This is a genomic window from Streptomyces sp. Root1304 (genome assembly GCF_001426405.1).
Taxonomy (GTDB): domain Bacteria; phylum Actinomycetota; class Actinomycetes; order Streptomycetales; family Streptomycetaceae; genus Streptomyces.
Genome location: NZ_LMEP01000022.1, coordinates 238,331 through 258,369, shown reverse-complemented (window position 1 = coordinate 258,369; position 20,039 = coordinate 238,331). Strand labels below are relative to the sequence as shown.

The 20,039-nt window shown below is 73.1% G+C and carries 10 protein-coding genes; 5 read left to right on the top strand and 5 right to left on the bottom strand.

Going from position 1 to position 20,039, the window contains the following annotated elements:
* Window positions 1-71: 71 nt before the first annotated feature.
* The 4 genes from ASD33_RS20610 to ASD33_RS20595 all read right to left on the bottom strand — a co-directional run bounded on the left by ASD33_RS20610 (window position 72) and on the right by ASD33_RS20595 (window position 11,416).
* Window positions 72-6,260 carry a non-ribosomal peptide synthetase gene (locus tag ASD33_RS20610; protein WP_056562285.1) on the bottom strand — a complete coding sequence of 2,063 codons (6,189 nt, stop codon included), beginning with the start codon at window positions 6,258-6,260 and terminating at the stop codon, window positions 72-74.
* Entirely contained in the window at window positions 6,257-7,036 is a 780-nt protein-coding gene (locus tag ASD33_RS20605; protein WP_242427141.1) for a class I SAM-dependent methyltransferase, read from the bottom strand. The genes ASD33_RS20610 and ASD33_RS20605 overlap by 4 nt, the downstream gene beginning before the upstream one ends.
* 86 nt (window positions 7,037-7,122) lie before the next feature.
* Entirely contained in the window at window positions 7,123-7,875 is a 753-nt protein-coding gene (locus ASD33_RS20600; protein WP_056562280.1) for an alpha/beta fold hydrolase, read from the bottom strand.
* A 241-nt stretch (window positions 7,876-8,116) separates the two neighbouring features.
* The gene (locus ASD33_RS20595) at window positions 8,117-11,416 is read right to left on the bottom strand and encodes a S8 family serine peptidase (RefSeq protein ID WP_079044936.1); all 3,300 of its coding nucleotides are present in this window, start codon (window positions 11,414-11,416) and stop codon (window positions 8,117-8,119) included.
* A 795-nt stretch (window positions 11,417-12,211) separates the two neighbouring features.
* Between ASD33_RS20595 and ASD33_RS20590 the strand changes: the two genes are divergently transcribed.
* Both ASD33_RS20590 and ASD33_RS20585 read left to right on the top strand, forming a co-directional pair.
* Complete coding sequence (locus ASD33_RS20590; protein ID WP_056562274.1) at window positions 12,212-13,540, top strand: chloride channel protein; 1,329 nt, start codon at window positions 12,212-12,214, stop codon at window positions 13,538-13,540.
* Window positions 13,541-13,561: 21 nt separating this feature from the next.
* Window positions 13,562-14,527 (top strand): YhjD/YihY/BrkB family envelope integrity protein, encoded by a 966-nt coding sequence (locus ASD33_RS20585; RefSeq protein ID WP_242427140.1) that lies wholly within the window; start codon window positions 13,562-13,564, stop codon window positions 14,525-14,527.
* Between the two features lie 48 nt (window positions 14,528-14,575).
* Here the strand turns inward: ASD33_RS20585 and ASD33_RS20580 are convergent, their stop codons facing one another.
* Entirely contained in the window at window positions 14,576-16,366 is a 1,791-nt protein-coding gene (locus tag ASD33_RS20580; protein ID WP_242427138.1) for an ABC transporter ATP-binding protein, read from the bottom strand.
* A 331-nt stretch (window positions 16,367-16,697) separates the two neighbouring features.
* Here ASD33_RS20580 and ASD33_RS20575 point away from each other — a divergent pair, with 331 nt between their 5' ends.
* From ASD33_RS20575 to ASD33_RS20565, 3 genes are read left to right on the top strand one after another with little or no spacing between them, the layout of a single operon-like run.
* Window positions 16,698-17,162 carry a hypothetical protein gene (locus tag ASD33_RS20575; protein ID WP_157870060.1) on the top strand — a complete coding sequence of 155 codons (465 nt, stop codon included), beginning with the start codon at window positions 16,698-16,700 and terminating at the stop codon, window positions 17,160-17,162.
* Window positions 17,159-19,096, top strand: a complete 1,938-nt coding sequence (locus ASD33_RS20570; protein ID WP_063991982.1) for a GMC family oxidoreductase — start codon at window positions 17,159-17,161, stop codon at window positions 19,094-19,096. Before ASD33_RS20575 ends, ASD33_RS20570 begins: the two co-directional genes overlap by 4 nt.
* Entirely contained in the window at window positions 19,093-19,998 is a 906-nt protein-coding gene (locus tag ASD33_RS20565; protein ID WP_056562266.1) for a hypothetical protein, read from the top strand. The genes ASD33_RS20570 and ASD33_RS20565 overlap by 4 nt, the downstream gene beginning before the upstream one ends.
* Window positions 19,999-20,039: the final 41 nt, after the last annotated feature.

The window sequence follows — 20,039 nt, the reverse complement described above, 5'->3', positions numbered from 1 at the left end:
ACGCGGTGAGGGGCCGTTTCGGAGTGATCCGAAACGGCCCCCGGTCGTCCTCGGGAAGCAGGGGAAGGGGGTCAGGCCCCGTCGCTCACCTCATGGGCGTCGCCCCTCCCGGCCGCCTCGGTCCTGAGGCGGTCGACCGTGACCGCGAGGTCCGCGATCGTGCGGGAGGTGAACACCTCACGCAGGCCGATCGTGAGACTGAACCCCTTGCGGATCCGGGCGATCAGCCGCGTCGCGGCCAGCGAATCGCCCCCGAGCTCGAAGAAGTTGTCGCGGACGTCCACGTGGGGGAGCCCCAGGACCTCGCACCAGAGCGCGGCGAGCCGCTCCTCGGTCGGTGTGCGCGGCGCGGCGGAACCGGCCGCGTCGTCGGCCTGCCGGGGGGCGGGCAGCGCGCGGCGGTCGACCTTGCCGTTCGCGCTGAGCGGCCAGCTCTCCAGGGTCAGCACGTGCGGGGGGACCATGTGCGCCGGCAACCGTTCCCCCAGCCATGCCCGGAGGTCTCCGAGCGGCGCCGCCCGTTCGACGGCCCCGGCCGACCGGACGGGGGCGGTACGGTCCACCCGCCCGCCGAGCAGCGAGTGCACCGGCAGATGGCGCTCACCCAGCGCGAGCAGCGGCCTGACCGGGGCGAAGTCGAACGCGCCGATCGGGCAGAGCCCGACGTCGGTACGCGACACCCGGTCCATCAGGAGCTGGCCCATGTACCCGGCCTCCAGCAGACAGAGGTCACGGGCGAGCCGGCCGTACATGGGCTCGATCGCGTCCGGGTCCGCGACGAGGAAGAGACAGAAACCGGCGGCGTCGAAGAGCGCACGGTTGTGCGCCGCGTGGATCCCGGCATCGAGCGTCGCCCCCTCGTCGAGGGTCACCAGCGCGTGGTCCGACGGGTCGAGGTAGTACGTGCCGCCCGCCAGACCGGACACCGCACCGGCCTTCACGTACAGGTACGTCTGGACCGGGTAGAGCCCCCCGCCCGACGGGTAACGGCACTTGGCGAGCCCGTCCACCTCGTCCTGCCGCAGAACGCCCAGGCAGGCGGCCAGTTCCGCGAGGTCCAGCGGCTCGGGGAGGAACGCCCGGTCGCTGCGCCGCCCCGACGGCTCGTCCGTCACCGGCGGCAGGGCGACCCGGGGCCGGTCCGCTTCCCGGCGCAGGCCGCGCCGGGCGAGCTTGAAGGCGGCCCGGTTCACGGGGTCGAGCACGGTGACGCCGGTGCGGCGGGCTTCTTGGAGGCCGGTGGCGATGTCGGAGGTGTCGTGCGGGGCGTCGCCCGTCGGCTGACCACCCAGGACCGGCGCTCGTACGCCGTCACCCCTCCGCTCGGGAATCACGTACGCGACCAGCCCGTCGTGGCCCGGCCGGTCCGTACGCGCGGTGGCGGTGACGACCGCCGAGGCGACCTCGGGGTGCGCGAGCAGCGCCGCCTCGATCTCGCCGAGCTCGATGCGCTGACCCCGGATCTTGACCTGGAAGTCGGCGCGTCCCATGAACTCGACGGTGCCGTCCGGCCGCCACCTGCCGAGGTCCCCGGTGCGGTACATCCGCTCCCCGCTGCGGGGGTGGGTGATGAACACCGCGTCGGTGCGCTCGGGCTCGCGCCAGTACCCGTCCGCCAGGCAGACGCCGGAGACGTACATCTCCCCGGTGACCCACTCCGGGCACTCGTCGAGGCGCTCGTCGAGCAGGTGGTAGCCGACGTTGGCGAGGGGCGTGCCGTACGGAACGCTGCGCCAGGACGGGTCGACCTCCGCGATCCGGTGCCAGATGCTCCACAGGGTCGTCTCGGTCGGGCCACCCGCGGAGACCACCTCGACGCCCGGTGCCGCGTCCGCCAGTCGGCGCGGGACCGCGAGGGGGATCCAGTCGCCGCCGAGGAACGCCAGCCGGAGCGACTCCAGCGGCGCGACCGCGTCGCCCGAACCGGTCGCCGGGTCCCCGCCGACCGCCTCCAGGAGCATTTCCATCATGGCCGGGACCGAGTTCCACACGGTGACCCCGTGGGCGGCGATCAGCCGCGCCCAGTGCGCCGGGTCACGGCGGTCGGCGGCGGCCGGGACGACCATCGTTCCGCCCGCGCCGAGGACCCCGAAGAGGTCGAAGACCGACAGGTCGTGATGGAGCGCGGACACCGCGAGGCAACGGTCGCCCGCCGTGATCCGGAACGCCGCGACGGTCTCCACCAGGCAGTTGACGAGCGCCCGGTGGTTCACCGACACACCCTTCGGCTCGCCCGTCGACCCCGAGGTGAACATCGTGTACACGAGGTCGGCCGGGCCGCCGTCGACGGGCGGCGGCGTATCGGTGACGGCGGGCAGCGGCCCGTCCAGGCTGAGCCGCAGGGGTCCCGTCGGCCAGTCCAGGGACGCGTCCAGCCGTGACTGGGTGAGGACGAGTTCGACCTCGCCCTTGGCGAGCAGAGCGCGGACGCGTCCCCCGGGCAGATCCGGGTCGATCGGCAGGTACGCGGCTCCCGAGAACAGCACCGCGTAGGCGGCGACGGCCTGCTCCCAGCCCTTCTCCATGACGACGCCGACCAGCCGGCCGGGCCGTGCGCCGTGCGTACGCAGCCAGTCGGCCACCTGCCGTGCGGCGGCGTCGAGTTCCGCGTACGACAAGGACCGGTCGGGGGCGATCACGGCGGGGGCGTCCGGGCGTGCGGCCACCTGTCGTTCGAAGAAGTGCTGCACCTGCACGTCGGGGATCGCACGGGTCGGACCGGTGCTCGACCGGCGCCGTTTCGCCTGCGCGGGCGGCAGGGCGAGCGGAGCACGCAGGTCCCAGGTGCGCTCGTCGGTCGCGAGCGCGCGCAGCAGGGCCGTGTGCGCGGCGAACATGTCGTCGACGAGCCCGGCGGGGAAGAGCTCGTCGACCGCGTCCCAGTTGAGGAGCAGCGCACCCTCCTCCTCCTGCACCTGCTCGTCGAGGGAGACCTGCGGGGTCTGCGAGACGGCGAAGACGGGGGTGAGCAGCTTTTCGAGGGGGGTCCTCCCCTCGGTGGCGAAGGTGAGGTTGCTGGTCATGACCACCGGCATCAGCGCCTGGTCGAATCCGCCCTGGAGGCGCATCAGTTCGCGCAGCACCTCCACACCGGTGACGTCCTGGTGCCGCAGGTCGGAGCGGAGCTGCCGCTGCAGTCCGCGCGCCCGGTCGAGGAAGGTGGAGCCCGTCCGGAAGTCGACCTCCAGGAGGGTGAAGGACGCGAACTGGCCGATCACCTCCCCATAAGCCGGGTCGTGGACCGGCCGGTTGAGGCGTGGCACGTTCAGCGTGAAGTGGCGTCCGGCGCTCCAGGTGGCCAGGACCTCGGCGTACGCGGCGAGCAGCAGCCCGGTCGGGGTGAGTCCGGCCCGGCCGGCCCGCTCCTTGAGTCCCTGCCACAGCTCGGCGGGCAGCGTGGTCTCCCGCCGGGTGAACCGGGGCCGCTCGATCGCACCGGCGCGGGCGGCCCCGGGCAGCTGCGGAGCGGGGGGAAGTTGGGGCAGCCTGCTCCACCAGTGGTCGCGCGAGCGCCGGTACGCGGCACCCTCCTTGCGCTCCCCTTCGGCGCGCACGTGATCGCGGAACGACTTCTCCGGCGCCGGGGGCTGTGCGTCCGGCTCCTCGTAGAAGCGCGACAGGTCGTCGAACAGGAGCCGTCCTGAGGAGAAGTCGGCGATGAGCGAGTCCACGCTGAGGTGGACCCGCAGGCCGTCGTCGAGCCGGGTGGCGGCGACCTCGAACAGCGGCCACTGGTCGGCCGGACGCACCTCGTGGGACAGCCGCTCCCGGACGGACGCCAACTCGGCCTCCACCTCCTGGTGTTCGCGGCCTCGGAGATCGGTCACCCGGATCTCGTACGGGGGCACCTCGGGGAGGATCCGCTGCTCGTTGGTCTCGGGCAGCATCACGGCGCGCAGCATCTCGTGCCGGTCGATCACCCGCCGCCAGGCGTGCTCGAAGCGGGGCAGGTCGAGAGTGGGGGCGTCGAACTCCAGATAGACGTGGGTGGAGACGTTCCCCAGCTCGAAGGCGCCCGTGCGGCCGAGGCAGTAGGCCTGCTGGGTGTCGGTCTGGGGGAAGGGCGCGTCCGGCAGGACGGCCGGGTCCGCCGCGGTGGCGCCCGCGGGGGTGTCCGGGGCGGCGTCGGCGGTGACCTGCGGCGAAGCGGGCATCGTGCCGAGGGCGGCCGGGGTCTCGGCCCGAAGCAGCCGGCCCGCCTCGTCGAGGGGGAGTCGACCCCGGTGCCGTTCGGCGACGACGGCCGCCAGCGTGGCGATCGTCGGATCGCCGTCGAACACGTCCTCGGACACGTCCACGCCGAGGTCGCGCTCGACCCGGCCGACGAGGCGCAGCGTCGCGAGCGAGTCCAACCCGAGGTCGAGCAGCGGGCGTTCGCGATCCGGTCCGTCCGATCGATCCGTCATCAGGGTCGCCACCAGGTCGCCGAGATAGGCCTCGACGGCGCCGGTCCGGCGGTCGTCGTCGACGGTCCGGTCGGGTCCCCGGTCGGAACCGGCGGTCCACTCGCCGACGACGGTGAGGCCGCCGTCGAGGAGGGCCTGCCGGGTGGCCCTGCGCTGGATCTTGCCGCTGGAGGTCTTGGGGATGGTGCCGGTGCGGACGAGGACCAGCCGGTGGAGCCGTACGTCGAACTCCGCGGCGATCGCCCGGCTTAGCCGCTGGGCGACCTCTGCGGCGGGTGGCAGGTCCGCCCCGCGCCGGACCTCGGCGACGAGCGACAGCTGTTCCGTTCCGTCGTCGTCGACGGCCACGGCGGCCGAGGAGTTGGCCTGCAGGGCGGGATGGGCGCGCTCCGCGCAGCGTTCGATGTCCTGCGGGTAGAGGTTGCGGCCCCGGACGATGATCAGGTCCTTGCTGCGGCCGGTCACGAACAGCTCGCCGTCGCGCAGGAACCCCAGGTCGCCCGTCCGGAGGAACGGTCCCTCTCCGGTGGGGAGTTCGGCCTCGAAGGCCGCCTCGCTCTCGTCCGAGCGCCCCCAGTAGCCGCGGGCGACGCTCGGGCCGCCCACCCAGATCTCGCCGACCCGGTCGGGTCCGCAGAGGTTCCCGGTGGCCGGATCGACGACGACCAGCCGCTGCCCGTCGACGGTGGAACCGCACCCGACGATGTCCCGGCTCCGGGCGGGCCCGTCGCCCACGGCCCCGGGGTCGTCGTCGCCGCCCGGGACGACGCGGTGCGCCTCCAGGGTGGGCGCGTCGACCGTGACGGAGGTCGAACGGGTCAGGTGCGTCCCGCAGGACACCATCAGGGTGGCCTCGGCGAGTCCGAAGCTGGGCCGCAGGGCGTCCCGGCGCAGCCCCCAGGGGGCGAAGTGCCCGGCGAACCGGTCCAGCGCCGACGCCCGTACGGGCTCCGCGCCGATGATGACGCTCTCCAGGCGGCTCAGGTCCAGGGGCTCGTGGACGGCGGGGTCGACCCGCTCGACGCAGAGGTCCAGGCCGAACGGCGGCGTCGGGGAGTTCGTCGCCCCGTAGGTGGAGAGCGCGCGCAGCCACTGGACGGGGTCCAGGACGAAGGTGCCCGGCGCCATCAGGACCGCGGGGAAGCCGGCGACGAGGGGCTGCAGGATCCCGCCGATGAGTCCCATGTCGTGGTACGGAGGGAGCCAGCTCACACTGACGGAGTCCTCGGACGTCCGGATGCGCCGCTGGATCTGAGCGGAGTTGTGCAGGAGGTTGCCGTGCGAGACCATCACGCCCTTCGGCGCGGCGGTGCTGCCCGAGGTGTACTGCAGGAACGCGAGGCTGTCGGTGCCGACGAGCGGGTCGGTCCACTGCTCGGCGTCGGCGGTGAGGGCGTCGTTCGGGAGTAAGGTGACGGCCCGCAGCTCGGGTGCGTCGAGGAGCTGCCGGCGGGCCCCGGGCGTGATGCGGTCGCCCAGCAGGGCGGCGGCGGGCGCCGCGTCCGCGGCGACGGCCCGCAGCCGGGTGAGGCTCCGGGCGTGCGGCGGATAGCACGGTACGGCGACGGCCCCGGCATAGAGGCAGCCGAAGTACGCGCTCAGGTAGCCGGCGCCGGGCGTGTGCAGGATCAGGACCCGGTCCCCGGTCTTGACCTCCTCCTGCAGCGTCGCCGCCACCACGCGGGCGCGGTGGTCGAGTTGGGCGTAGGTGAGTCGGGTGTCCTCCGCGCCGTGGCTGTCGAGCAGGACGTACGCGAGCCGGTCGGGCTGCCGCTCGGCCCGCGACCTCAGCAGGTCGACGAGACTGCCCGGCCGTCGGCCGTACGCCTCGGGGAAGGGGGCGGAAGGGTTCATGCCTGCGGCTCCCCGTCGCGCGCTCCGGCGCCTTCGCTGTCGTGGTCGCCCTCGTCCACGTCCGGCTTCTCCGCGCTCACCAGCTGGGTCCGGACCCAAGGACCGCTCCACCACATCCGCGGGCCGGCGTCGGTGCGGGTGGCGTTCACCGCGCCCGCCGCACGCAGCACGTCGAGGTAGCGCGGGGCGTGGAAGATGTCGGCGACGAGCAGCCGCCCGCCCGGCCTGAGGACGCGGTAGGCCTCCCGTACGGCCTCCTCGCGGCCCTCTGCGCCCACGATGTTGTGGATCGCCATGCTGGACACCACCAGATCGAACTGATCGTCCAGGAAGGGAAGGCTCCTCATGTCGGCGGTGACCAGTTCGACCCGGTCGGCGACCCGCTCGCGCCGGGCGTTGTCCGCCGTGGCGCTCTCGGTGTTGCCGGACTGGTCGACCGAACGCCAGAGGTCGACGCCGGTGACCCGGCCCTTCGGCACCCGGTGCGCCACCGCCGTCAGGACCGCTCCGCGCCCGCAGCCCAGGTCCAGGACCTGTTCGTCACCCCGCAGGCCGAGCGCGTCCAACTGCTCCTCCCAGACGAGGAACTTGCCCCGCGCGGTCGCGTGCAGATACAGCCCGGCCGGGACGGCCAGCAGTGGGGGGATCCGCAGCAGCCAACGGGGCGCGCCCGCGGCGACCGCCGCGAGCGGCGCCAGGACACCGCCGCCGAGGGCTGCCATCCAGCCCGGTCCGTCGATGCCGTAACGGCCTTGTCGTACAGCCTTGTTGCTCACGTTGAACATTCCTTGACTCACCCGGCGAAGGGAGCGGGTGGGGGGACGAGTGGGGGCGCTGGTACCGGCACGGGGGAGGGTGCCGGTCAACGGGAAGGGCAGGCGTCCGACACGAGGGCGAGGACCTCGGCGGTCGACTCGAAGGGGAAGAAGTGGGCGCCGGGGAAGATCCGTACGGTCACCTCGGTCCCCAGCTCGCGCCACCGCTCCACGTCGGCGGGCGGTGCCGCCGGGTCGTCGGCGCCGCCGAGCGCGATCAGCCGTACGGCGGGGGAGAGCGCGTTCCCGGTGCGGTAGGTCTCGGCTGCCTCGAAGTCGGCGCGCAGCACGGGCAGGAAGAGCTCCAGCCACTCCTCCTCCGCGAGGAGCTCCGGCGGGATTCCGCCCAGGGCACCGAGCCTGTCCAGGAACTCGCCGTCCGGGAGGAGGTGCATGGTCTCGGTGCGACGGGTCACGTGCGGCGGGACGGCGCCGGACACGATCACGGCGGCCGGCGGGCGGGGGCCGTCCTGGAGGGCGAGGCCGAGCTCGTAGGCGAGCAGCGCTCCCATGCTGTGGCCGAACAGCACGTAGGGAAGGTCGTCGGCGCGGCGGGCGACCGGGCCGGTGAGACGCTCGCCGAGTCGGGTCAACGAGCTCTCGGGGGGCTCCGCCATGCGCATTCCGCGCCCCGGCAGGTGTACGGGCACGACCTCGATCCCGGGGTCCACCATGGCCTGCCAGGACCGGAAGACCGACCCGTCCGCCCCGCCGTGCGGAAGGCAGAAGAGCCGGGTGTGGTGACGGGCTGCCACGGGACGGTCGGGGGAGAACCACAGGTCTTCGGTGGTGAGGCTCACTGAAGGCACATACTTTCGACTCGCTGGTGACGCGTTGTCACCCCAATGGATCTTTGGGTGCAACGACCACCCGGGTCGAAGGAAACGGTGATCTCCGTCCGGCCCCCGGCGAGTGGCGGGAACAAGACACGAGACGCGGCACACGACGACCGGGGGCCGGGGATCAGAGGTGTTCCCCTGATGCCCGGCCCCCGATCGCCCGGTCATGCGATCACGCGTTCACGTGTTCACCCGGGCAGCCTCACTTGCCGAACCACGCGTTGTGGATCGTCAGCGTCGACGTGTTGCCCTGCTTGTCCGTGATCACGGCGGAGAGCGAGAGGGCGCTGTCCTTCGCCGGGTTCTTCACGGAGATGCCGCCGTTGCGGACCTGGACGGCCTTCCACGTCTTCCCGTCGTCGTAACTCACCTTCACGGAGAGCGACTTGAGGTTCCGGCCGGCCGCCGAGCCCTGCACGGTCACCGGGACCAGGACCGTCGCGTGCTCAGGAGCGCGCGTGGCGAGGTCGACGGGGGCCGCGAAGCGGACCGTGGACACGGGCAGCGCCGTGGTCTCCGCGACCTGCTTCGAGCGGAACGTGAAGCCGGTCTCGATCCGGGTGGAGACGGTGGAGACGCCCGACGGGCGTTCCACGGACGTGACGAGGCGGTACTCGGCGTCGGCGCCGTCGACCGAGAAGGGCGCGGAACCGCTCAGCGGGTCGTCGTTCGAGCCGACCTTCACACCGTCGCGGTAGAGCGTCGACGTGACGGAGGAGTACGGAACGGTGCCCACGTTGCCCTTGCCGTCGGCGACCAGCGGCACGGCGCCGACGAGCTGCTGCTGGCCGGTCGCCGGGTCCGGAGCCGTACGGAAGACGCCCATGCGCTCACCGAGGAGCGGGCCGAAGACACCGGTGTTGAAGGTCTCCCGGTACGTCCGGCCGGTCTCGTAGCGCTTCGGGCGGAGCATCTCGTAGGCACCCTCGAAGGCCGGGTAGCCCCACTGGTCGGGCTCGCCCAGCTGGTTGAGCCGGGTGAGCCAGGAGACGCCGTCCGCGGTGGAGACGTAGAAGGTGCGCGTCCCCGGCGCCGCCTGCGGTGCGGAGTAGCCGTTGCCCTCCGGCGCGCCCGGCAGATGGGCGTACGGGGAGGCCAGGACGGACTTCCCGGGCACGGAGGAGCCGAGACCGACCTTGAGCGTGGCCAGCTCGTTCGCCTTCACGTGCTTGGTGTAGCCGGTCGTCACCTTGCTGGTCCTGCCGCCGAAGGCCACCGAGTACTGGCTCGTGGCGTCCTTGATGAAGTGGGCGTCCCAGGTCTGGAGGAGGGTGCCGTCGGTGACCGCCGGACCGAGGTGCGCGGTGCGGAAGCCCGTGAAACCCCTGAGGACCCAGCCGTTGCCGACGCGGCCGATGTCGGTGTCGACCTCGTAGTACGTGCCGCCGTAGTCGGCCCGGTCGATGCCGGGCACCGTCAGGTCCACCGGCTTGGTGGTGCGGGCGTCGGCGACGACCGAGGTGTCGCCGGTGACGTCCAGCTTCGGCTGGGCGATCCAGTCGGTGCCCGCGGTGTAGTCCGACGGGTCCTGGTAGACGGCCGAGTTGAAGGTGTACGTGCCCTTGGGCACACGGATCGTGTGGATGCCCGGCTCGTTGTCGACGCGCGCCTGGAAGCCCGCGGCGGGACCGCTGACGCCCGTCAGGGTGCTGGAGAAGTTCTGCGCGTCGGCGCCGTCACGGCCGACCGTCCGCAGCGTCAGCTCGTACGACTCGGCCTCGCGCACGGCCACCGCGGCCGTACGCACCGACTGGCCCGCCGAGGAGGCGGTGACGTAGCCCGAGTACGTGCCGTCGGCCTCACCGATCCGGGTGTCCGCGACGAGGTCGACCTCGGCCGTGCCGCCCGCGGGCACGGTCACCTTCGAGGAGCCGAGGGCGAAGAAGCCCGCAGGGGCCGGCTTGCCCGCCGGGTCGAGGGTCGACACCGACAGGTCGAGGGTGACGTCGGCGGTCCCGAGGTTGCGGTAGGCGAGCTTCTTGGTGACGGGCTTGTCGTCGGTGTGCGGCCAGAGCGCCGTGCCGTAGTTCAGCGACACCGGCTCGGCGATCACGCTCTGGTCGAGCGCCTTGTCGACCTGGATCCGGCCCGTGCCCTGCTCGAAGGCGGTGTAGTCGCCGCCCTTGGTGGAACCGGTGAGCGCGCCCTTGAGTTCGACGGACTTCCAGTCCGGGTGCTTCTGCTTCAGGATCGCGGCCGCGCCGGCGACGTGCGGCGTCGCCATGGAGGTGCCGTCGATCTGCAGGTACCCGGGTGCGGGGTGCGGGGTGCCGGGGCGCAGGTCGATCAGGCTGCCGGAGGCGGCGGCCGCGGCGATGGCCACGCCCGGCGCGGTCACGTCCGGCTTGACCGCGCCGTCACCGACGCGCGGGCCGGTGCTGGAGAACGGTGCCAGCCGGTCGTCCTTGTCGACGGCGCCGACGGTGAGCGCGGCGTCCGCGCTGCCCGGCGAGCCGACCGACGACGCGCCGGTCTCGCCGTCGTTGCCGGCCGCGATGGCGAAGAGGATGCCCTTCTCGGCGGAGAGCTTGTCGACCATGGCCTCCAGCGGGTCGACGCCGGGGGAGTCCGGACCGCCGAGGCTGAGGTTGACCACGTCCGCGCCCTCGGCGGCGGCCCACTCCATGCCCGCGATGACGGCGGAGTCGTCCCCGTAGCCCTCGTCGTCGAGGACCTTTCCGCTGATCACCTTGGCGCCGGGGGCGACGCCCTTGAACCGGCCGCCGGACTTGGCGCCGGTGCCGACGGCGATGGACGCGACATGGGTGCCGTGCCCGACGCGGTCCACCGCGTCGGCCGCGGCGGAGAAGTTCTTCTCGCCGACGACCTGGGTCCTGAGGTCGTCGTGGGTCTTGTCGACACCGGTGTCGAGGACGGCGATCTTCACGCCCGCGCCGTCGTACCCGGACTGCCAGGCCCGGTCGGCGCCGATCTGCGGGACACTGCGGTCCAGGCGCGCGCCGCGCACCCCGTCCAGCCACACCTTGGCGATGCCGGAGGCGACGGCGCGCGCGCCGGTCCGCTCCCGGTCGGTGAGGGCGTCCCAGACCCGGGCCACGTCGTCCTGCGAGGTGCGGATGGCGTCGGCGTTGATGCTCGGGAACGTCCGCCGCAGCTGGGTGTCACCGGCCGTACGCACCTCGGCGCGGGCGGCGGCGGCACCCCCTTCGTACTGCACGATCAGCTTGAGGCCCGCGCTGTGGCTCTTGCGCAGCCGCGGGTCGCCGAGCACATCGAGGTCGAAGAGCCGCTGGTCCAGTACGCCCGAGGCGATGAGGCGCTGCGCGTCGGCGGGGACCACCAGCGTGTGGCCCGCCGTGCGCTGCACCTGCACGGGTATGTGTTCACGGCCGGGGGCGGACTCGAAGCCCACCATCCGGCCGGTGCCGTCCACCACGACGCGGTCGCCGGTGATGAGCGGGATCCGCCGGCTGCCGTCGAGGCGCGGGGTGTCCGGTGCGGCCGTCGTGTTCGCGGCGATGGCCGCCGTCGGGCCGGTCATGCCTGCCACGAGCGCCACCGAAGTGGCCGCCGCGATGGTGAAGGCGCGTGCTCTGTGCACGTGTGCGCGCAAGTCTCCCCCAGGAGCTTGGGATGAGGTCGAGTGGTCGGTTCCGGACCGGGGGCGCGATGGCGCCCGTCGCCGGTCAGCGCAGTATGTGAGGCGCGGCGGACGTGATCAACGACGGGACGGGCGCGGGGGATCGAGTGTCATGGATTCAGGCCAACCTGCGTCCGCCGAGTGCGATGGGGCGACGACGGCTCTGTGACGGCACCGTGACACCCGGACGATCCTTGTGCGACAGCGGCCACCGCCGAGCCCGCCGGATCGCAGACGCCGCACGGCTTTTCCGGGCCGCGCGCTGTGACGTCCCGGCCGTGTCCGGGCTGTTGGCTGTATCCGGGTGGGGAGGGAACGGTGTTTCGTCGGGGTGCGGGTGCGGGTGCGGGTGCGGGTGCCCGTGAGGGTGCGTGGGCGGGCCTGGGTTGGGGTGGGTGCCGCTGGCCGGTCCCGTACGGGTGTCGGTGTCGGCGCCGGTGTCCGCCTCGCGACCGGTCGGCCGCGTCCGGACCACCATGCCTGGCCGCGGTCCGGCGGCCCGCTCGCGCCCGGCCCGGATGCGAGACCCCGTCAGACCCCTTTCACTGGGGGGACGACGACCGTTCGGCTTTCCCGGGAGGGTGCGGTGCTGTTCGACCGGACAGAGCGGCGGAGGCCCGCACGGCCCGCCGCGGCGGCGGCGTCGGCCTGCGCGGGACCCGTCCTGCCTCCGGGCGGCCGACCCGAAGGCACGGCGTGAGCGAGGAGACGCGGGGAACGACCGCGCCCGACGCGGAGGGCGTACGGAACCTCCTGCTCAGCCGCTCCTACCAGAAGCTGCTGCTGGTCTCCGTACTCCTCGGCGTACCGATCGCCGTGGCCTGCTTCTTCTTCGTCGGCCTCCAGCACACCCTCCAGCACGCCGTCTGGGAGAGCCTTCCCCGGGCCCTGGGCCACGACCGGGCGCCCTGGTGGTGGCCCCTGCCCGCGCTCCTCCTCGCCGGACTGATCCTGGCCCCGATCGTCACCCGCATGCGCGGTCACGGCGGACACCTGCCGGTCAACGGCCTCGGCGGCCCGCCGGTCGGCCCGGCCGAGCTGCCCGGCGCCGCCCTCGCCGCGCTCGCGACCCTGCCGCTCGGCGTCGTACTGGGCCCGGAGGCGCCCCTGATGGCGGTGGGCAGCGGCCTGGCCCTCCTCGCCCTTCGGGCCGCCCGCACCGCCGTCGACCCGCGGTCGGCCCTGGTCATCGGCACCACCGGCTCCACCGCCGCCATCGCCACCATCCTCGGCGGCCCCCTCGTCGCCGCCGTCCTCGTCGTCGAGGCGGCGGGACTGGCCGGCGGACAGCTCGTCCTGCTCCTCCTGCCCTGTCTCGTGGCCAGCGCCGTCGGCGCGCTCGTCTTCACCGGCTTCGGAACGTGGACGGGGCTCTCCATCGGGGGCCTCGCGCTCCCCACGCTGCCCCCCGACGTCAATCCCGACGCCGGCGACTTCCTGTGGGGCCTGCCCCTCGCCGTGATCGTCGCCGTGATCGTCGGCGCCGGGCACCAGCTCGGCCGGATCACCGCCGTCTGGACCGCCCGCAGCACCGCCACACGCACGGTGGCCTGCGCGTTCGCCGCCGGAATCTGCCTCACCGCCTACGCGGTGCTGACGGGCCGCTCACCGGAGGAGGCGGCCCTCTCGGGCCAGGCGACCCTCGGCGAACTCGCCGCGCACCCGCACGACTGGTCCGTCGCGGCCCTCGTCGCCCTCGTCGCGTGCAAGGGGCTCGCCTGGGGCATCAGCCTCGGCAGCCTGCGCGGCGGCCCCATCTTCCCCGCCCTGCTGATCGGGGCGTCCGCCGCCATGGCCTGCTCGGCCCTGCCCGGATTCGGTGTCACCCCCGCGCTCGCGCTCGGTCTCGCCGCCGCCGCGGCCACGGTCTCCGGCCTCCCGCTGACGAGCGCGGTCCTGGCCGTCCTGCTGCTCGGCGAGGACGCGTACAACCAGATGCCGTTGATCGTGCTCGCCGCCGTCATCGCCCACCTGACCACACAGTTCGTCGACCGCCGCACCCGTGATCAGCCTTCGGCGGCCTGAACAGGCCGGGGGAGCGGAGACGTGAGGGCATGGGTGGCCCGGATGCGGGGCGTGTGGACGGGGGCCGAGCGCCGGTTCCCCGTCCTCACCGAGCTGGTCGGCAGGCTGGCCTCGGGCAACCTGCTGGACGCGGGCACCCGGCTGGCCGCGCAGGCGTTCCTGGCCGCAGTGCCGCTCCTGTTCGCCGTGGCCGCGTTCGCGCCGCACGGCGTACGCGACCAGCTCCTGGCCTCCCTGCGGGCCATCTTCGGACTGAGCGGCCCCTCGGACCAGGAACTGCAGCGCGTCCTGGACAGCACGGCCGGCGGCACCCTGCGCGACACCAGCGGCGCGGTGGGGGTGGTCCTGGCACTGGTGTCGGCGACCAGCTTCAGCAGAGCCATGGCGAGGGTCTGCGAACGGGCCTGGCAGCTGCCCAAGTCGAAGACGCGGATCGCGGCCTGGCGATGGCTGGTCTGGCTGCTCGCCCTGCTCATGGTGGTCCTCCTCCAGGGCCCCGTCCGGGACGGATTCGGCGCGGGAGGCTGGGTGGGGTTTCCGCTGTACTTCCTGGTCAGCGCGGGAGTCTGGCTCTGGACGCAGCACCTGCTGCTCGCCAAACGGGTGGCCTGGCTGCCGCTGCTCCCCGGCGCCCTGCTGGCGGCCGCCGCCACCACCGCGCTCGGGCTGACGGCCCCCCTCTACGTACCGAACGCGCTGAACAGGGCGCTGGAGGCGTACGGGTCCCTGGGACTCGTGTTCACGCTGCTGTCCTGGCTGATCGTGATGTGCGCGGCGCTCACGTTCGCGTTCACGATCGGAGCGGTCCTGGCGCGGGAGCCGACGCTGAGCCGGTATTTGGGGACGGAGGCGGGTCTTGCGTCAGGCCCGGAGGCGGGGCCGGGGTCAGGTCCCGGGGCAGGGACGGGGGCGGGGCCGGATCCGGGACCCGGCCCGGTACCGGTACCGGATCCGGGACCAGGCCCCGGGCCGGGCGCGCCCCCGTAGCTGGCGGATGCCACGACCCCGGGCCCGGCGGACCCGGGGGCGTGCCGGTCAGCGCAGTTCCGCCGCGCCCGCCGGAGTGTCGTCCGTGGGCGTCTCGTCGAGGAAGCCGCCCGACTGGTGCTGCCACAGCTTCGCGTACGAACCCTCGGCGTCGAGCAGCTCCTGATGCGTTCCCTGCTCGACGATCCGGCCGCGGTCGAGGACGACCAGCCGGTCCATCGACGCCACCGTGCTCAGCCGGTGGGCCACCACGAGCGCCGTCCGGCCGTCCATCAGCCGCCACAGCGCGTCCTGGACGAGGATCTCGCTCTCGGAGTCCAGCGCGCTGGTCGCCTCGTCGAGCAGCAGGATCGGCGCGTCGCGCAGGATCGCCCGGGCGAGGGCGACCCGCTGGCGCTGCCCGCCGGACAGCTTCACCCCGCGCTCGCCCACCATGGTGTCGAAGCCGTCGGGGAGCGCGTCGGCGAACTCCGTCACGTGGGCAGCCTCGGCCGCCCGGCGCACCTCGGCCTCGGAGGCGTCCGGCCGGGCGAACGCGATGTTCTCCCGCAGGGTCCGGTGGAACATCACCGGGTCCTGGGGGACGTAGGCGATCAGGCCGCGCAGGTCGGTCTGGCGCATTCTGCTGATGTCCTGCCCGCCGATCAGGATGCGGCCGCCGTCCACGTCCGTCATCCGGAGCAACAGCCGGCTCAGTGTCGTCTTGCCGCCGCCGGACCGGCCGACGAGCCCGATCCTGGCCCCGCTCGGCACGTCCAGGTCGAGGCCGTCGAAGAGCGGGTTCCCGCCGCCGTGCGCGAAGGTCACGCCCTCGAAGCGGACGTCGGCCTCCTTGCCCAGGAGCGGTTCCGGCGACACCGGGTCGAGCACGGTGGGCGGATCGAGCAGCAGCTCGGTGAACTGCGCCGCCTCCGTCATCGAGCTCTCCAGACGCCGGTAGATCTGGTTGAACTCGAACATGATCCGGGTGGCGTTGGCGTAGTACGTGAACGCCACGATGACCACTTCCACCCCGTGGTCCGCCGCGCCCAGACCGAGGGCGAGGACGAGACCGAGCACGTTGGTCAGCACCGACATCGGGGCGACCAGCGTGTCGATCTTCAGGTTGCCGTAGTCCCAGGAACGCAGCGTGAGGCGACGGGACTCCGCGACCCGGGAGCGGTGTTCGGCGGCCTCCCGTTCCTCTGCGGCGAAGGCCCGCACCGTGTCCATGTTCATCAGGCTGTCGGCGACATGGCCCGAGACCCGGGCGATGGCCTTCTCGCGCTGGGCCACGAGCCGCTGGCGGCGACGGATCAGGGGTGTCACCAGTACCCCGGTGAAGGTGATCAGCACGAGCAGCCCGGCCACGAGCAGCGGGTCGTACTGCCACAGCACCACCGACGCGAACAGCAGCGGTACGAAGCTGCCCATGACGGAGAACGTGAGCGTGTCGACGACGTCCTCGAAGCGGGAGGCGAAGCTGAGGACCCGTTTGGTCAGCGATCCGGCGAAGTTGTCGTGGAAGAAGGCGGCGTCCTTGGCGAAGAGTTCGTCCATCCCGATCACGTAGAGGTTCTCGATGCCGCGTGCGTCGAGGCGGTTGAGGCAGTGCAGACCGACCCGCCACAGAGCCTCGGAGAGGAGCAGGACGCCGGCGAAGCCGAGGACGTACGGCAGCATCGGGCCGATCGCCGAGGAAGCCCCGCCCCCGGCGATCCGGCCGACGAGCTTGGCGACGATCAGCGGGGCGATGTAGTTGATGCCGATGTTGCCGAGCGCGGGCAGCAGCAGTGCCGGGGCGGTCAGCAGCCGGAGCCGGAGCAGTTCCCGCCCGTAGCAGCGGAGGGCGAGGGTCACCGAGCCCTTGCTCGGCAACCCCTCGGGTTTTTCCGGTGATTCAGATGATTCGCATGATTCAGGGGATTCCATGCCCAACCCTGTGTTGTCGGACCGTCAGATGAAGACGGAGTCTCCCGCGAGCGGCGCCGCCCGGTCCAAGCGTTTTCGGGCGCGAAGGGCCGGGAACGCGGCGGTGCCCCACCACACCGGCGGGAACTCGCCAATCGCTCCCGAACGGGTTTGCGGAGGAGGGCTCCACACGTTCGGGTGGAGTGGCGGATCAACCGTGGCCGCCATCCGCTTCGCCTGATTCCATGGGTGTTTCAGAGGCCGACGGGGGGAGGCTGACGTGCCTGGACCGGTGCGACAGAGCGGGACGAAGGACGAGTTCGTGGAGCTGTCCGTGGAGTTGACGGGCTTCGACACGAGGGAGTTACGGGCCACCGGAATGGTGGACGCCTACCGGGACGTCCTGCGGACGCACGCGACAGCCGAGGAGTACGAGCGGCTCGTCGCGGCGGCGGCCGAGGGGGCGTTCGCTTCCGAGCCGGTGGGGGAGTCCGCGGGTGAGAGCCCGGGTGACCCCGTCCCGCCCGACGTGGCGGAGCTGGCCGAGGCGATCACCCGCCTCTGGTACACCGGCGTGTGGCCGGGGCTCGCGGGCGAGGCCGCCTTCCTGGTCTCCGCACGGGCGTACGCCGAGGGGCTCGTGTGGCGGACCTTCGGCGGCCGGGCGCCCGGCGCGGCGCCCCAGGGCTTCGGGAGCTGGGCGGAGAAACCGGGCGGGGCCGCGGGGTCGGAGGTGTTCCGATGACCTCCTCCGGACCGATCCCCCCGCACTACGACGTGATCGTCGTCGGCGGCGGCTTCGCGGGGACGCTCGTGGCGCACAGCCTCGGCGCGGCAGGACGGCGCGTGCTCGTCCTGGAGGCCGGGGCGAGCGCCCGGGACGCCGAGCGCGGTCACACCGACGCGGTGGACACCTATCTGGCGGCGACGGCGAAGGTGCCCGGCTCGCCTTATGTGCCGCACCCCGCGGCCGCCTGGCCGGAGGTCACCGACCTCGGTGCCGGAGCGGGCGGGGACGGCCATCTGATCCAGCGCGGCCCGCTGCCGTACTCCAGCACGTACATCAGGGTGAACGGCGGCACCGGGAACGTCTGGACGGGGCTGACACCCCGGATGCACCCGGAGGACTTCCGTACCGACCTGTTCGGCTACGGCCGGGGCTGGCCCCTCGGCTACGGGGACCTGGAGCCGTACTACCGGGCGGCGGAGCGGGAGATCGGCGTCGCCGCCGATGTCGCCGAACAGCGCGAGCACGTGGGACTGCCGTTCCCCGAGGAGTACGTCTTCCCGATGCACGCCCTGCCGCCGAGCCACCTCGACACGGTGATCGCGGGCCGCCTGGACGGCCGGTCGGTCACGGACCCGGTGGCCGGGGAACGGGTCGCGTTACGGGTGGTGGGGACACCGCACGGCCGCAACGGCACCGTCAACGCCGCCTACGAGCGCGGGCCGGGCACCCGCCACGACGGTGGGGCGGGAGCCCGCCACGACGGTGGGCACCGCCCCTGTGAAGGGCATGCCAGCTGCATCCCCGTCTGTCCCGCGCGGGCCAAGTACACCCCGCTGCGCACCCAGGCGCGCTGGGGCCCGTCGGTGACGCTCGTCGACCGAGCCGTCGTGAGCCGGGTGCTGGTCGACGGCACCGGACGCGCCACCGGCGTCGAGTACCTCTCGTACACGCGGGGGACCACCCGCCACCGCGTGGACGCGGACGTCGTGGTGCTCGCCGCCCACGCCGTCGAGAACGCCCGACTGCTGTTGCTCTCCGGCCTCGCCGACCGCAGCGGCCAGGTCGGCCGCAACCTGATGGACCACCCGGTGCTGCTGACCTGGGGGCTGATGCCGGAACAGGTCGGCCCCTACCGGGGGCCGGGCTCCACCTCGGGCCTCGAAGGGTTCCGCTTCGGTCCCTCCCGCGCACGGCACGCCCCGTTCCGCGTCGAGATCGGGAACTGGGGTTGGGTGTGGGCGACCGGAGGCACCGGCGCGGACGTGGCGGCCCTGGTGTGCGGCGGCGCGGACGGCCGCCGGCTGTACGGGCCCGCGCTGCGGACGGCCCTGCGCGACCGGGTGGGCCGCCAGTTCGCCCTGCAGTTCGAGATCGAACAGGAGGCGGACCCCGCCAACCGGGTCACCCTCGACCCGGAGCGCCGTGACGCGCTGGGGCTGCCGCGCCCCGTCGTGTCGTACGACCTCTCCGACCACGTCAAGGAGGGCTTCGCGGCGGCGCGGGAGGTGTCCGACCAGATCTTCGCGCTGCTGGGCGCGGAGGACCACACCGACCACGCCCCCGGCCGGCCCGGGAGCTTCACCCACCGGGGCCGGTCGTACGCGTTCCGGGGCGCGGGCCACGCCGGAGGTACCCACCTCATGGGAGACAGCCCCGACACCTCGGTCGTCGACCACTGGCAGCGCTGCTGGGACCATCCCGGGCTCTACGCGGTCGGCTGCGGCAGCATGCCCTCGCTCGCCACCTCCAACCCCACCCTGACCATGGCCGCCCTGGCCCTGCGCACCGCCGAACGCATCGAGACCGACCTGACCGCGCGGCACACGCCCGCCGTTCTGACGGCCACCGCCTCGCCCGCCGCCGGTGGCCCGGGCACGGGGCCGTCCGACGGTCAGGAGACCATCCGCCGGAGCCCCCGGCCCGCCGACCCTTCCGGAGCCGCGTCATGAGCCCGCTTCCCCTGCCGCCGGTGGCGGCGCCGTACCAACTGCCCTTCCACTACGGCGCCCTGCACAACATCGGCCTGGACTTCCTCGTCGACCCCGAACCCGCCCGCGAGATCCTCGCCAAGCACCACCCGGCGCTCAGCGCCGCCGACTTCGGCGGACGGGCCCTGCTCTCGGTCAACTTCCAGCTCTACTTCGCCCAGTACCGGTCCGGCGCCGGAGTCACCCAGGAGATCGAGGTCAACCTCGTCGCCTACCCGTCCGCCGCCGCCGGGCGACTGCCCGAGGTGTCCTACGCCGACTACGCGCAGGGCCACGACCAGACCAAACTGCTCGGCATCGCCCGCATCCACGTGCTGTGCGACAACCCGCTCGCCATCGACGCCGGCCGCCGGCTCTACGCCGAACCCAAGTACCCCGCCTGGTTCGAGGCGACGATGCCCTCCCTCAACGGCCCCGAGGCCCAGGACTGGCAGGTGACCTGCCGGAGCGCCGAACTCAGCCCCCAGGGCGAACTCCGGCGCGGCAGCACCGCGCTCTTCTCCCTCGAAGCCGACCTCACGAACCTCTGGGGCGCGCCGGTGAACAACACGCCCATCACGGGATACGGCACGGACGAGGAAGGACGGGCGCTGGCCGGCCCCATGAACGTCTACGCCCCCTACACCTGGCACTCCCTCGCCGACGGAGCGCCCGACCCAGCATCCGAGCCGGCGCACGACCGGGCGTCCGGCCGAGAGCGACACAGGGCATCCGATCGCGCCCGGCTGACCGTCCTCGACGCGGGCGCCGACGTCGGCCGGGACCTGGAGCGGCTGCTCGGCGGCGCTCCGGCCGTGGGTGCGTGGAGCTACCAGTCGCCGCCCGTCGCCGCGCACAACCGGCCCTACTACCTGGGTGGCTGACCGGCCGTGTGGCGTGTCACGGGGGTCTTCGGCGTTCGGGT